9 protein-coding genes, 1 tRNA gene and 2 pseudogenes are annotated in these 13,945 nt (G+C 71.0%); 4 read left to right on the top strand and 8 right to left on the bottom strand.

What is annotated here, in order from left to right; all coding sequences use genetic code 11:
* Positions 1–162: 162 nt before the first annotated feature.
* Both OG522_RS23775 and OG522_RS23770 read left to right on the top strand, forming a co-directional pair.
* Positions 163–916 (top strand): annotated as a pseudogene (locus tag OG522_RS23775) (DUF6879 family protein).
* 22 nt (positions 917–938) lie between these two features.
* Positions 939–1,786: pseudogene (locus OG522_RS23770) on the top strand (helix-turn-helix domain-containing protein).
* 37 nt (positions 1,787–1,823) lie between these two features.
* Here the strand turns inward: OG522_RS23770 and OG522_RS23765 are convergent.
* Positions 1,824–2,297: a hypothetical protein gene (locus OG522_RS23765; protein WP_329465016.1), complete on the bottom strand. Its 474-nt coding sequence runs from the start codon at positions 2,295–2,297 to the stop codon at positions 1,824–1,826.
* Positions 2,298–2,683: 386 nt separating this feature from the next.
* Here OG522_RS23765 and OG522_RS23760 point away from each other — a divergent pair, with 386 nt between their 5' ends.
* Complete coding sequence (locus tag OG522_RS23760; RefSeq protein ID WP_329465015.1) at positions 2,684–4,207, top strand: MFS transporter; 1,524 nt, start codon at positions 2,684–2,686, stop codon at positions 4,205–4,207.
* Here OG522_RS23760 and OG522_RS23755 read toward each other — a convergent pair.
* From OG522_RS23755 to OG522_RS23740, 4 genes are all read right to left on the bottom strand, one after another.
* On the bottom strand, positions 4,204–5,106 hold the full coding sequence (locus tag OG522_RS23755) for an SGNH/GDSL hydrolase family protein (RefSeq protein ID WP_329465014.1): 903 nt from the start codon (positions 5,104–5,106) through the stop codon (positions 4,204–4,206). The genes OG522_RS23760 and OG522_RS23755 overlap by 4 nt on opposite strands.
* A 115-nt stretch (positions 5,107–5,221) precedes the next feature.
* The gene (locus tag OG522_RS23750; RefSeq protein ID WP_329465013.1) at positions 5,222–5,821 is read right to left on the bottom strand and encodes a lytic polysaccharide monooxygenase auxiliary activity family 9 protein; all 600 of its coding nucleotides are present in this window, start codon (positions 5,819–5,821) and stop codon (positions 5,222–5,224) included.
* 433 nt (positions 5,822–6,254) lie between these two features.
* The gene (locus OG522_RS23745; RefSeq protein ID WP_329465012.1) at positions 6,255–7,352 is read right to left on the bottom strand and encodes an SPFH domain-containing protein; all 1,098 of its coding nucleotides are present in this window, start codon (positions 7,350–7,352) and stop codon (positions 6,255–6,257) included.
* A 1,070-nt stretch (positions 7,353–8,422) separates the two neighbouring features.
* A complete protein-coding gene (locus OG522_RS23740; RefSeq protein WP_329465011.1) occupies positions 8,423–10,345 on the bottom strand; it encodes a peptidoglycan-binding protein in 1,923 nt (640 codons plus the stop codon).
* Between the two features lie 193 nt (positions 10,346–10,538).
* Between OG522_RS23740 and OG522_RS23735 the strand changes: the two genes are divergently transcribed.
* A tRNA-Lys gene (locus OG522_RS23735) sits at positions 10,539–10,612 on the top strand.
* Here the strand turns inward: OG522_RS23735 and OG522_RS23730 are convergent.
* From OG522_RS23730 to OG522_RS23720, 3 genes are all read right to left on the bottom strand, one after another.
* On the bottom strand, positions 10,578–11,597 hold the full coding sequence (locus OG522_RS23730) for a hypothetical protein (RefSeq protein WP_329465010.1): 1,020 nt from the start codon (positions 11,595–11,597) through the stop codon (positions 10,578–10,580). The genes OG522_RS23735 and OG522_RS23730 overlap by 35 nt on opposite strands.
* A 125-nt stretch (positions 11,598–11,722) precedes the next feature.
* Positions 11,723–12,628, bottom strand: coding sequence for a hypothetical protein (locus OG522_RS23725; protein WP_329465009.1), 906 nt, complete (start codon positions 12,626–12,628; stop codon positions 11,723–11,725).
* A gap of 168 nt (positions 12,629–12,796) precedes the next feature.
* Entirely contained in the window at positions 12,797–13,822 is a 1,026-nt protein-coding gene (locus OG522_RS23720; RefSeq protein WP_329465008.1) for a glycoside hydrolase family 6 protein, read from the bottom strand.
* Between the last annotated feature and the right edge of the window lie 123 nt (positions 13,823–13,945).

The raw sequence follows: 13,945 nt of genomic DNA, 5'->3' as shown, positions 1-13,945 counted from the left end.
CGCTCCGTGACTCGGGATACGACCGTAAGAAGACCGAGCCAAGCGGCCATGCGAATATTCTTGATTATTCTCCGAGGCCATCCCAGAATGCCTCGACATTCCCCCGTAGCCACGGCCACCCTGTCCCTCACGGCTTCTCCGAGGAGACGAGGGGTGGATCGCATGGCACGTAGGTTGCGCTTCAACGGCACCGGCAGCGGGGGCACGGGATGCCCCGTCGGTGCATGAGGACCTGGACAGTCGGGAGGTAGTCGTTCATGGGCCGCCACTGACCGACCCGGAGGACGTGGCTCAGCTCCAGCACCTGTCGGAGGGTGAGGTCGCGGTGATCGTGCCACGTGAGCTACTGGTGGACTGGGCGCCGAAAGACGCCACCTGGCAGGCGAGGATCATCGACCGCGATGAGTTCGAGAACCTGTTTCGTACGTTCAAGCACACGGCTTGGCGGCTGGAAACGCGCCGCCGGTATGCCAGTGACGAGGCCACCGACACCTACCGGCAGTTCCTGGAGACCGGCACCGCGGAGTGGGATCCGCAGGACCCGTACTGCGGACTGATCCGAGCGCAGACGGCACAGGGCAAGCGAGTCGAGCGGGTGCGCATCGTGGACCAGCCGCCGACCACCGGTCAGCTCTACCTGCTCGACAACGCCAAGCGGAATAGCGCCCTGGGCGAGGACATCCGCAACCTGTGGCGGACGGGTGCCGAACGATCCCAACTCCCCGCCGAAGACTTCTGGTTGTTCGACAGCCGGCTCGTGGCTCTCCTACCGTTCGATGACGACGATCAGCTCATCGACGTCGAGCTGATCACTGAGCCGGCGGAGGTCGTCCGCTACTCCGTGGCCCGGGATGCCGCATGGCATCACGCCGTTCCGTACAAGGAGTTCGCGACCGGGCTGGACGCAGACGCCTAACGAGCAGACGGAACAGGTACCGGTGAGCACGGACTATCAAAAGGCACGCGAGGACCTCGGTCGCAGGCTCCGGGGACTCCGGGTCGAGAGCCCTTACGGCCCTCTCACCGGTACGGCGTTGGCTCAGCAGCTCGGCTGGCCGCAGTCCAAGATCAGCAAGCTGGAGAACGGCCGACAGACTCCGACAGCCGAAGACCTCCGGGCTGGGGCCGAGGCCACAGGCCAGGGCGGCGCCTTCGACGAGTTGCACGGCCGGTTGAAGGGCTTCGAGAGCCACATCCGGTCATGGCGGCGGCAACTCGCGGCAGGACACCGTCCGGTGCAAGACACGTGGAACACCCTGGTGGACGACCCAGCACGCTCCATGCCTGGGAGAGCTTTGGTGTTAGCGGGATGCTCCAGACCGCCGACTACGCCCGACACATCTTCGAGAACTACGCCGCCCTACAGAACTCGCCCCGAGACGCAGAAGATGCGGTACGAGCCCGCATGCGACGGCAGGAGTGGTTGTACCGTCCGGGTAAGCGGCTGAATCTGCTGATGTGGGAGGGGGCGCTACGGGCCCAGATCTGCCCTCCCGCCGTTCTGGTCGCTCAACTCGACCGGCTGCTGGGCATCGTGGGCATGGACACTGTCCATCTTGGGATCGTGCCGTGGGAGGCCGCCCTCAAGCTTCCGCCCGCGAATGCATTCTGGATCTTCGACGACCGGCTCGTAGTGACCGAGGACTGGCACGCCGAGCTCTGGCTGGACGACGCCGACAGTCTCGCCCTGTACCAACGCATTTGGGCGGCACTCAGCGAAAGCGCAGTATTCGGCCCGGACGCTCAGAAGGTGATCAGCCGAGTGCGTCACAGCATCAAGATCTGATAGATCACGACCGATTCCTCACAGAGCCGCTTGAGCCTCAGTAGTTACGCGCGACCTGAATGGTGTTGGACACCGTGTCCGCGTCCTTCGGCAGGGACTCAAGGCAGTCGTCCGTCACGGTGTTCTCCCCCAGTTGTCGCGATTGGCTCGGATCCACGCTGATCACGTACAGGGTCCGAACCGAGTTGACGGGGGATGTGCTGATGTCCAACCGGTACGTCCTGGAGTCCACCGCCGGGTCGATGTCCATCCGGGGGCAGTAGATGTTGTGCTCGGTGCCCTTCGTGCCCACACCGTGCAGTTCGGCGATGAGTTTGTACGTGTGGTCCGCCTTGGGCGCACAGTGCACGTCCACGTGCATGTCGAAGACCCCGCCGACTTTCGAGGGCGCGGAGATCTCCATGCGGTCCCCCTTGCACGACGAGTCGGGCGCCCCGGAGGCGGAGTGCGACTTGGTGCTGAACCAGCCTCCCACCACCGCTGCGATCACGGTGCCGCTCGCCGTGATCACCGCGGCAACGATCACCGCATTCCGTGTCTTGTGCCGCCTCCGTCTGCCCGGACGCGGAGATGTCGTGGCCATCGCTTGTCCCTTCGCCACAGCCGACGGATCCTCTTCAGCCATCCACACGGCATGAGGCAGCGGGCAGTTCCCCAGAAACCGGACTACATACCTCTTTTAAGCTCCTACGCCCCCTCACCTGACCATCTCTACGCGTAGCTCACTTCCACAGGTCTCGACCAGTGGGCCGCGGAAATGAGCTACCGGTCGACGGAGGTCGCGCCTTGGGCTCTTTCGTGCGCCCGGAGGCCCGGAAGGGCAGGCCGAGATATCCAGACGGTTGTTTTACACACTCGTACTAGACAGACGTTTAAGACGCCCGTACATTCGCCACCATGACGAACTCGACGAGCACCGCAGTGAGCACCACCGGCGAGGCGGGCAGCCTTCGTGCCGGGCGCAGGGAGTGGACCGCCTTCGTCGTCCTCCTGTTGCCCCTCCTCCTGGTCTCGATGGACGTCTCCGTCCTCTACTTCGCGCTCCCCTCCATCAGCCGCCGGCTCGACCCCTCGGCCACCCAGCAGCTGTGGATCATCGATGTGTACGCCTTCGCGCTGGCCGGACTGCTGATCACGATGGGCTCTCTCGGCGACCGGATCGGCCGGCGCAAACTGCTCCTGTTCGGCGCCGCCGCCTTCGGGATCGCCTCGGTGGGCGCCGCGTACGCCACCAGCGCCGAGATGCTCATCGCCGCACGGGCGCTGCTCGGCATCGGCGGGGCCACTCTGATGCCCTCCACCATGGGCCTGGTCCGGAACATGTTCCGCGACGACAAGCAGCGTGGGCAGGCGATCGGCATCTGGTCGGGCGCCATGGCGGGCGGGATCGCGCTCGGCTCGGTGCTGAGCGGGATCATGCTGGAACACCTGTGGTGGGGCTCCGTCTTCCTGGTCAACGTGCCCGCGATGGTGCTGCTGCTCGTCCTGGCGCCGGTGCTCGTACCGGAGTTCAAGGACCCGGCACCGGGGACGTTCGACCTGCTGAGCGTGCCGCTGTCGATGGGCGCGGTGCTGCCGGCGGTCTACGGCCTGAAGGAGTTCGCGGCCGACGGCTTCACCGTGAAGAGCGCGGTGTGTGTCGTGGTGGGCCTGCTGCTCGGCACGGTCTTCGTACGCCGTCAGCTCACCCGGCGCGAGGCGATGATCAGCCGCGAACTGTTCCGCCCCGGCCGCGGCTTCGGCGCCGCGATCTCGCTCAACACCATCGCCTCCTTCGCGATGATGGGCTCGGCCTTCTTCACCACCCAGTACCTCCAGTCGGTGCTCGACATGAGCACGATGCGGGCCGCGCTGTGGAGCGTGGCTCCCTCCCTCGCCGTCGCGGTCGCCGCCCCCACCGCGACGGCCGTGGCACAGAGGGTGAACCGGGCCTACGTCATCGCGGCGGGCTTCGCGATCGCCGCCGCCGGGTACGGGCTCGTGGCGCTGGCCGGCACCGATTCGCTGTGGACGGTGCTTGCCGGTGCGGCGGTCATCGGCATGGGCATCGTGACGGTGATGGCGCTTGTCTCCGACATGGCGCTGGCCTCGGCCCCGGCCGAGAAGGCGGGCTCGGCGGCTTCGCTGCTCGAAACGGGGCAGGAGTTCGGCGGGGCGCTCGGCATGGCGGTGCTCGGCTCGATCGGCACCGCGGTCTACCGCGCCGACATGCCGCCCGCCGCGCCGGCCGCCGCCCGCGAAACTCTGGGCGCGGCCCTCGCCACCGCCGACCGCACCCTGGCCGGGCTCGCCCAGGAGGCCTTCGTGCACGGCATGCGGTACGCGGCGGTCGGCGGCACGCTGATCCTGCTGATCGCGGCGGTGCTGGCGGCGGGGATGCTGCGGGGGCCGGCCTCACAGGCCCCCGCTTCACAGAGCTAACCGCCCAGCGTGTCCAGCACGGTTTCGGCCTGGTGGTCGGCGCCGAGGCGGTTGGGGTGGAACGGGACGGCGGGGCCCGGCGGGTCGGTGGACACAGGAGTGAGTCCCTCCACCCACCTCTTCCCCGCCGGCTCGCAGACGTCGTGTCCGACACTGCCGCGGTAGGTGTCGACGAATTCGGCCCCGCTCTCCTTGGCGGCGGTGGCGAGCATGCCGTTCAACTCCCTCAGGCGGGCGCCGAGCCAGGTCAGGTCCTGGTCGAGGATCGGCACCGTCGGAAAGCAGCCCCGGTCGGCGGAGACGCCCGCCAGATAGTCGACCACCAGGACCGTGGCCTTCGGCGAGCGCTGCCGGATGCCCGCGAGCGCGGCGGTGATCCGGGGCTTGGCGGCGGCGATCTGCTGCGACATCAGATCCTGGCCCTCGGGGCCCGTGAACCTGGTCCGGCACGGGGTGCCCAGCGGAGCCGGCAGCTGGTTGAGGCAGTCCAGGACGGCGGTCCCGAGCCCCACGTCATTGCCGCCGATGCCGAGGGTGACCAGGTCGGTGGTGCGGGTCAGCCGGTCGAACTGGGCCGGGTTCACCCCGTCCGCGAGCAGCGGTACGCGGCCCACGTCCTGCGGGGCGGTCATCTCGGCGGTGGTGGCGCCGCCGCACGTCGCGTCCCGGAACACGGGTACGTGCAGCCGGGCGGCGACCTGCTTCGGGTAGTTCCAGGTGCTCTGGGCACAGCCGGTGGGGGCGTAGGTGCGGTCGATGCCGAGGACGGTGACGTCGGCGGACCAGGAGTCACCGAGGGCGACGTACTCGTGGAAGTGAGGGTCCGCGGTGGCGGGGGTCGGCGTGACGACGAGGGCGCAGGTGGCGGCGAGGGCCGTGAGGAGGAGGCGAGGGTTCACGCGCCCATCCACCCATTGCGGGGCGGGGTGTCGGGGGACCCTTGCCGAAGATTCACCCGCCCGCGTCTGCGGATACTCCGCCCCGCCCCTTATCTCGGCCGGTCCGGGCCCGGCGTCAGAACCGGACGTCCGAGCAGGCGTAGAACGCGTTGCCCGTGTCCGCGATCGTCCACACGGCGAGGATCATCTGGTGGCCGGTGCGCCCGGTGGGGATGGTTCCCTGGTGCGACAGGGTTGCCGGGGGCTGCTTGCCGCCGTAGGGCACGACCAGGAAGGGCCGGGTGTCGAGCGCGGCCCGGGTGAGTTGTCGGCTCGGGTCCCAGCCCTGTTTGGTGAGGTAGTAGCGGAAGTCCGTGGTCGCGTGCCGGGCGGTGAACTGCCAGCGGAACGTATACGTCTGACCGCCCGTCAGTTTCGTGGTGGGCCAGCCCGTACCGCCACGCGGATCGTCCAGCTGGGCGAACCGGCTGTTGCCCCCCGCGCAGATCGTGCCGTCGGCGGGCCCGGCCGCCGGGAAGCCCTTGGGGCCCTCGACGGACTGCGGCTCCCACTGGATGTCACCGCAGTCGGCGACCGTACCGTTGGCGCAGAGCTTCTGGCGGCTGATGGGCTGGTCGGTGTAGCCGTGGCTGCTCGCACTGCCGGTGGCGAGCATGGACGCGCCGACGACGGCGAGCCCGACCACGGCGGCACCGAGCCGCTGCTTCTTTCGCATGCTGACACTCCTGAGAACGTGGGGGAGTTCTGGGGATGGAGCTGCACGCGTGCGGCATTTCATGTTCCGGTCTAGACCAAGTCCCAATATATTGACGGGAGTTGAGCGTGTCCAGACCGGCGGAGGGAGGTGCCGGTGGAGTCGGCGATGTCGGCGATGCCGGCCGGAACGGCGCCGGGTGGTGGACGCCGGCCACCTCGGCGGTCACCGCCGGGACGGCGTCCCGGTCCTGGGCCTCGGCCGCTCAGCCGCCTTCCCCCGAACCGCGGCCCGGCCCCAGACCCCGGCCACGTCGGCGGTCACCACCGGAACGGCGTCCGGCTCCGGGCCTCGGCCACGCCGACGGTCACCACCGGAACGGCGTCCGGTGCTGGACGCCAGCCACCTCGGCGGTCACCGCCGCAACGACGCCCCCGCCCCAGACCCCGGCCGCTCAGCCGCGCTCCCCCGAACCGCGGCCCGTGTAGAAAGCGACCGTCAGGTCCCTCACCAGGGCCTTGCGTTCGTAGTCGTCGAGTTCCACCAGGCCCCGCGAGGTCAGTCGGTGCACGGTGTCGTCCACCGCGTCCACCACCGAGGTCAGCACCGAGTCCCGGTGCCGGGTGTCGATCGCCGCGACCCGCTGCCGGTGCATCGCCGCCGCCACCTCGGGCGCGTACTCGATCAGGGTCGGCTGCGCCGAGTACACCTCGATGCCGACCGGCTGCGCCTCCGACTTCAGCGTCCGGGTCAGCGCGTCACCTACCGCCTCCGCGTTCCGGAGGGTGGGCGTGTCGTCGTGGAAGGCGTCGGCCGGGAGCTGCGAGAGCACGCGGGCCGTCGCCGCCTCCACCTGCTCACGCAGATACCGCTCGTGGTCGGCGACGGCGAGCGTGGCCCGCGCGGTGTCCCTGATCCGCCACACCACCAGGACCACCACCCGCAGCGCCGTGCCGTCGGCGTCGACCACGCGCAGCGGCTCGCTGCGCCAGTGCCGCAGCCGCACGTCGACCCGGCGGCGCAGCAGCAGCGGGCTCATCCACACGAGCCCGGTGCGCCGCACGCTCCCGCGGTACTCCCCGCACAGCGAGAGCACCCAGGCGCAGCCGACCCGGCCGCGCCCGAGCCCGCCGAAGGCGAGCACCACCGCGGCCGCGCCGAGCACGAGCAGCGCCCATTGCTCGACGCGGATTCCGGCGTACGGGAACGAGGGCAGCCGCAGCGCCGTGGTGACGGGCTCGGGCAGGACGCCCGTCCACCAGATCACCACCGCGCAGACGGCGATCGCGAGCAGCCCGGCGACGACCGCTGCCCGGCCGGGCAGCACCGGGCCCGGGTACTCCGATACCCGCGGGTCGACCGGAGTGACGGGCCGGGCCGGAACCGCGATGGTGGGCCACGGCCTCGCCTGCTGCGGGGTCCGGGGGTGCACCGGCCCTGGACGGGGAGCCGCCAGGACCGGGGCGGCGACGACCGGCTTCGGTCCGGCGTCGTCGCGGAACAGCAGATGGACCGGAATCTCAGCGGTGTCATCCCCCTGAAGGACGGCCACCCGCCGCCCGGCGTCCGCGGGGGTCGGGGCGGAGGCTGGCGCGGATGCGGGGGCGGATGCGGGGGCGGGGACGCATGTGGATGCGGAGGCGGATGCGGAGGCCGCCGCTGGCACGGTTGTGGGCGCGGGGACGGCCGGGGGCCGGGACGCGGGGCTGGCCGCTGGCACGGTTGTGGGCGCGGGGACGGCCGGGGGCCGGGACGCGGGGCTGGCCGCTGGCATGGATGTGTGCGCGGGCGCGGGTACAGATCCGGACATGGATCCGGGTGCGGATGTGGCCGCTGGCACGGATCCGGATGAGGATGGGAGGACGGCCGGAGGCCGGGACGCGGAGGCAACCGGAGGCACGGACCCCGGCGCGGGGACCGCTCCGGACGCGGATGCGGATGCAGGGGCAGCCCCTGGCACGAACCCGGGCGCGAACCCGGGCGCGGGGACGGATCCCGACGCGGATGCCGCCGCTGGCACGGATGCGGATCCGGATGCGCCCGCTGGCGGGCCCCCGAACGCAGATGCGGGAACGGCCGGAGGCCGGGACGCGGAGGAAACCGGAGGCACGGACCCGGGCACGACGGCTCCGGACACGGATCCGGATGCAGGGGGCGCCGCTGGCACGGATACCGGGGCAGATGGGGACGCGAGCGCTGGCACGGATACCGGGGCAGATGGGGACGCGAGCGCTGGCACGGACAGGGAGGTGGACGCCGAGCCCGACGCCGACATGGACGCCGACGCGGACGTGGGCGTGGACGTCGGCACGGCCACGGAGCCGGACGCCGACTCATACGCGGATGCGGGCGCTGGGGCGGGGGCTGGGCCGCGGGGTGACTCGGCTCCATCCGGAACGGGCAGCCCAGACGCCGACGCGGGCGCCGAGGCACGGGGCAACTCAGCCCCATCCGCGACGAACAGGCCAGACGCCGAGGCGCGGGGCGGCTCAACTCCGTCCGCGACAGGCAGGGTTGGGGTAGGGGGGAGTACCGAGGCACGGCGTGGCTCGGCTCCGTCCGGGACGGGCGGGGTCGGGTTAGGGGCAGGGGTGGGGATCTGCATGCTCGTCTGTTCCTCCATCATGCGAAGAGTCGTCGCCACGTCTCGGGCCCGGGGTAGCCGTCGGCCTCACCGCCGCTCCAGCCCTGGGCCCGCTGGAAGGCCTCGACGTTGCGCCGGTCCTCCTCGCTCCACCGCGCCCCGGGCTCCGAGGTGAAGTACCTCCCGAAGCCCTTCTCCACGAGTCGGCGGCCGAGCAGGGTGACGTAGGCGTTGTCCTGGCCGGGTCGGAAGAAGTTCATGCCGGGGTAGCCGAGCCGGGCCGCCTGGACGCCGACCGGACCCAGCGCCGGAAGCATCGCCGGGCGCAGGATCGGACCAGGTGCCGGACGCACGACCGGACCGGCGACCGGACTGGTGGCCGCCCCGGTGGGCGGGCTCGTGGCCGGGCTGGTGGCCGCACCCGTAGTCGAACCAGTAGCCGGAGACGTAGCCGGGCTGGTGGGCGGACTCGTAGCCGGAGCCGTACCCACACCCGTACCCGGAGCCGTCGCCGGAGACTTGGGCGGACTCGTAGCCGTACCCGTAACCGGAGCCGTCGCCGTACCCGTGGGCGGAGCCGTCGCCGTACCCGTGGGCGGAGACGTGACCGGAGCCGTGGCCGTCGCCGAAGACTTAGGCGGGGACGTGGCCGTACCCGTACCGGGAGCCGTACCCGTACCGGGAGCCGTCGCCGGGCTCGGGGGGGCAGGGGGGATGTCCTTGCCGCCGCCCTTTACGAGCAGGGTCCAGGTCGCCGGGCCGGGGATGCCGTCGGCCTCCGCCCCGGTCCAGCCCTGGGCTTGTTGGAAGGCGCGGGTGGCGTTCAGGTCGGCCGTGCTCCACCGGGGTCCGGGCCCCGACGTGTAGAAGCGGGCGCCGCCGCGCTTGATCAGCATCTGCCCGAGCCGGGTGACGTAGGCGTTGTTCGCGCCGGGTCCGAAACTCGCCGCGCCGGGGAACGCGTCACCAGCCGTGGCGGCTCCCCCGCCGTTGGTGTCGGCGACCACCGCCTTGTAGCGGTAGGGCACGTAACTGGCGGAGTTCTTCCAGTACGCGTACGGGGTGGCCTGCGTGCGAGTGCCGGGCGGGGTCTGCTCGTAAGCCGTGTAGTAGTTGTGCGTGTAGTCGGTCCAGCCGCCGAAGAGCACCACGTGGGAGCCCTTGGTGGGGTTGGTCGGGTTGTGGAAGAGCAGCATGTCGCCGGGCTGGAGCTCGTCCTTCGTCGTGCGCACCCCGAAGTCCGCGAGGCTCCCCGTCCACTCGTTGGTGCCGAGGTCCCACGCCATGGACACATAGCCGGAGCAGTCCTGCCGGTACCCGTCCGACCAGTACTCGTCCATGTTGTACGGGACCGCGGCCGCGACCCAGGTCTTGGCTCGTTTGATGATCTCGGCCCGGGTGAGCGGCTTCAGCTTCTGCGGGTCGGAGTGCGCGGAATGGCCGGGCGCGCCGTGCAGCCCGCTCTGGCTGCCCTGCTCGGTGGGCGGCCCGGGGTCGACGGCTGTGCTGGCACCCGCACCCCTGGAGGGCTCGGGCTCGGCGGCCGTCCTGGCACCCGCGCCCCTGAGCGACCTGGGGTCGGCGGCCGCGCTGACACCCCCACCCCTGAGGGCCCCGGGGTCCGCGGCCGTGCTCGCACCCGCGCCCCTGAGGTCCCCAGGCTCGGCAGCCGTCCTCGCACCCGCACCCCTGGACGGCCCAGGGTCCGCAGCCGTACTGGCACCCCCACCCCTGGGCGGCGGCGGGGCTTCGGCGGCTGCCGCCGCCGATCCACCGCCGAGCACCATCCCGGCCGCGGTGGCCGCCACCAGGGCGCGGCGGGCGCCGCCGTTGGCGGCGGGGTGGCCGCCGTCACGCACCGGCCGCAGTCGCAGCCGCCGCCAGTCCGCGCACCCGGCGCAGCCGCACTGACCGGTGGGCTCGTAGTCCTCGAACACCGGCCCCGCGGTGCTGGCTGCCATGCGCTTCCCCTCCCGCTCGTCCTGCTGTCGGAGACTTCGAAGGTCTTTTCCGTGCTGCTGCACGGACCACACTGTCCTAATGGTCATAACAAGTCGCATTTTGACCGATTGATGCGAATGAAACGAACATCTGACAGCGTGGCGCTGGTCAAAACCACCCTCGAGAGTCCGGTAAAGTTCTCCGAGTCAGCAGGCGCCGCTAGCTCAGTTGGTTAGAGCAGCTGACTCTTAATCAGCGGGTCCGGGGTTCGAGTCCCTGGCGGCGCACGTCTGTGACCTGGGCGTTCTCCCTTCGGGGAGGACGCCCTTGGTCGTTTTCGGGGTCGGATGCCCGCGATGGGCCCAACGGCTCCCCCGGTCTCAACCCAGGGCGTTTCCCCGGCGGTTGGTAAGGCAGCGGTTGCCGCGTTCGTCCCGCGACCAGTCTCTTCCGGGGCAGGAGCTGGACCCGGATGTCGTCGTAGGGGAGAACGATCGTCCGGTCCCGACCGAGCACCCAGTCCGGGGTGACCAGGAACAGCCGTCCGCCGGACGCCAGCAACAGCCGGAAGCCCGCGTAACGGTGACGGTAGACGACATCGCCCTCCCCGGCCGTGCCGAGCCGGGTCGCGGTGATCCCGGTGGGCAGGGTGTCCAGCGGCTCCTTGGTTTCGACCACGACCTCAGGTCGATCGGCGAGCCGCCCGGCATCCTCCTCGCCCCGCCCCGTGCCGTACGCCCAGGCCAGCTCGGTGGACGCCCAGAACAGTCCGGCTACGAACAGCCCGACACCACACATCGCGCCATTTCGGGCCAGGCGCTGCGACAACAACGGGCGCCCGCGCTGCTGGCCGTAGACCCAGACGCCGTATCCCACGGCCGCGGGCCCGAAGGCGAGTGACAGCGGCGTGGCGCCGATGACCACGCTGGTGCTGGAGTCCTGGAGGAACATGCCGATGAGCGCCCTGGCAATGAGCAGGACACCGACGAAGATGATGAAGTACGCCAACAGGGCGTTGCCGGCGAACGCGCCGACGGCTTCCGTGTCGCGGGACAGCAGCCACTGCACGAGGGCGTGGATTCCGACGAAGGTCAGGATGCCGAGGAAGAGCATGGCCGCCGGGACATAGACCACCTCCAGGCCTTGCAGCATCAAGTCCTGGTTGGACAGGCCGGTCATGTCCAGGGGCACGCCGAAGTAGTCGTACCGCGCGCGCGTGGCGACGTAGCCGAAGTAGATCAGCAACGCGGTCGCCAGCGTCGTCGGGCCCATCGCCTGCGCGAGCTGGCGAACCCGGACCGAGACGGATGACCGGCCTTCATCGGCCCCGGAATCCCCATCCGGTTCCGGGGCGGACGACGCGCGCGGCGGCTCGGACGGCGAATCCTCCTCGGCCATCAGCTCTGGCCCGGGGCTGACGAGGTGTTCGTCGGGGGTGAGGGATGCCGGAAAGCCGAGCCGGCGTGCGACGACGGGGAGGCGGGGACGGGCGAAGTGCCGGACGGGGAGGAGGAGTCCGGCGAAGGGCTGGTATCCGTCCCGCCGACGACCATCGTCAGCTGGGGAACGTGGGTGGAACTCGATCCGCTGATCTGCACAGGGGCCTGCGGGGTCGGTGGTGGACCGCCCCAGTCCGGCACTTCGCTGCACGGCGAGTTCTCCGTGTTGTCACATACGTAGGTGTAGTGGACAACGGCCGTGACCGTGTACTCCCCGTCCGGGGCGTCCGCGGGCAGGACGGCCCCCGCGAGGCACTGCCTGCCCTCGACCAGATGGAGGGCGCGGCACGCGGGATCGCCGGTGGGTGAGCAGTGCGCGGCGTCGTCGGAACGGACCGCCGGTCTGGCCGGTCCGTCGGCGACCTCGAAGGAGACGCTGTCGATCATTGCGGCCGTGCTCGTCTTGTTGATGACGGTCAGACAGCCGCTGTCATCGCGATTGCCGTCGAGGCGTACGCCGTTGACGTGGATGGCGCGACGGCCACCTCCACCTGGAGTAGTGCTGCCCGGTGTCGCCGCGCCCTGCGAGGTGGCCCCGGAGCTGGCCCCTCCGTTGTCCGGCGTACGACCACCGGGGCTGCCGGTGCCGCTCCCGGTCGCCCCGGAGCTGGTCCCGCCGTTGTCCGGCGTGCGACCCCCGGGGCTGCCGGTGCCGCTCGCGGTGGACGACGAGCTGTTCGTTCCCTCACCGGCGGTGTTCTGACCGCTGATGGTGGCGGATCTGACCAGCCAGACGATGCCGAGCACCGCGCAAAGGCCGAGGACGACCGCCAAGACGATGGGCCGAGTACGCAAAGGGGCCATATACGGAGAATATTGCGTGTTTCGACATGCTTCCTGCTGAGGCGAGGTCCACCGCGGCGAGAACGGTCCGCCTGCCGCCCGGAGGCGGGCGTGATCCGTCCGCCTCCGGGCGTCACCCGGTGGACGCGATCCCGTCGCCTGCGGAGGCCGCGGAGCCCGCGGAGCGGGTCAGCGGGAGTTGGCCGCCAGGGCCAGCGCGTACTCCGGCCACCACTGGCCCGCCTGCGGGCCGCCCTTGCACGGGCCGTCCGATTCGCCCGGCCGCTTCGCCCAGACGTACGCGTCGACCGGCCCGCCCCCCGTGTTCGCCGTCGGGGGTTCGCCGAGCGCCCGGCCCGGCGGGTTGCACCAGTTCTCCGCCGGGTCGCCCTGGGTGTAGGGGCCGTTGCCGTTGCGGCTCGTGTCGATCACGAAGTGCTTGCCGCCGACCTTCCGCGACAGGCGCGTCCCGAACTCCCGGCTCGCCCGCGTCGTCTGGAAGTTGGACACGTTGACCGCGAAGCCGTCGGCGCTCTCGATGCCGGCGCGGCGCAGCGGGTCGTCGAGGGCGTCCGGGGACTGCCACCCCGCGTTGCCCGCGTCCACGTACACCTTCACCGACGGCTGCCGCTTGAGCCGCTGCACGGCCTCCTTCAGGAGCGCGTACCGCTCCTCGTGGAACGCCTGCGGGGTGCAGCCGTCGACCAGGTGCAAGATGGCGTCCGGTTCGAGGACGACCACCGCGGGGCGCACGCCGATGCCGCGCGCCACCTGGTCGACCCACGCGCGGTACGCGGCGGCGTCGGCGGCGCCGCCCCGGGAGAACTGGCCGCAGTCGCGGTGCGGGATGTTGTAGACGACGAGCAGCGCGGTGCGGTCGGCCTTCGCGGCGGCCTCGGTGTAGCCCCGCACGATCGGCTCGGGGTGGTCGCCGCCGATCCACTCCCCCGTGGGCTGCTCGGCGATCTTCCTGATGAGCGCCGCGTTCGGGCCGTCGCCCGACCGCGTGTACGCGGCCAGTTGGCGGGCCGCGCTGGTGTCCGGGTCGACCCAGAACGGGCCGGCGGATTTCGGCTGGTGCGGCGGGCCGGAGGGGACGGGGCTCGCGGTCGGCGCGGGCGGCTCGCCGGGGCCGCCGCACCCCGCGGCGAGCAGGGCCGCGACCGCGACCAGCGTGCCCGCCCGCACCCGGCGAGGTCCCCGACTCCCGTACATATCCGCTCCCTTGGCCGCGCCGAGCGGTCGGTCACCGCCGCCCCGCCGGGCACGATGCCCTGTCAACTCGGCATACGCATAAGGTGACTTGGCGCCAACCGGACCTAGGCCGGGCCCGCCCGC

This window comes from Streptomyces sp. NBC_01431 (assembly GCF_036231355.1).
Taxonomy (GTDB): domain Bacteria; phylum Actinomycetota; class Actinomycetes; order Streptomycetales; family Streptomycetaceae; genus Streptomyces.
This window is presented reverse-complemented; position numbering and strand designations above follow the sequence as displayed.

Excerpts from the sequence above, each read along its gene's own strand:
- OG522_RS23760 (WP_329465015.1), top strand. The coding sequence starts at position 2,684 with ATGACGAACTCGACGAGCACCGCAGTGAGCACCACCGGCGAGGCGGGC.
- OG522_RS23750 (WP_329465013.1), bottom strand. The coding sequence starts at position 5,821 with ATGCGAAAGAAGCAGCGGCTCGGTGCCGCCGTGGTCGGGCTCGCCGTC.
- OG522_RS23740 (WP_329465011.1), bottom strand. The coding sequence starts at position 10,345 with ATGGCAGCCAGCACCGCGGGGCCGGTGTTCGAGGACTACGAGCCCACC.
- OG522_RS23730 (WP_329465010.1), bottom strand. The coding sequence starts at position 11,597 with ATGGGCCCGACGACGCTGGCGACCGCGTTGCTGATCTACTTCGGCTAC.
- OG522_RS23725 (WP_329465009.1), bottom strand. The coding sequence starts at position 12,628 with ATGGCCCCTTTGCGTACTCGGCCCATCGTCTTGGCGGTCGTCCTCGGC.
- OG522_RS23720 (WP_329465008.1), bottom strand. The coding sequence starts at position 13,822 with ATGTACGGGAGTCGGGGACCTCGCCGGGTGCGGGCGGGCACGCTGGTC.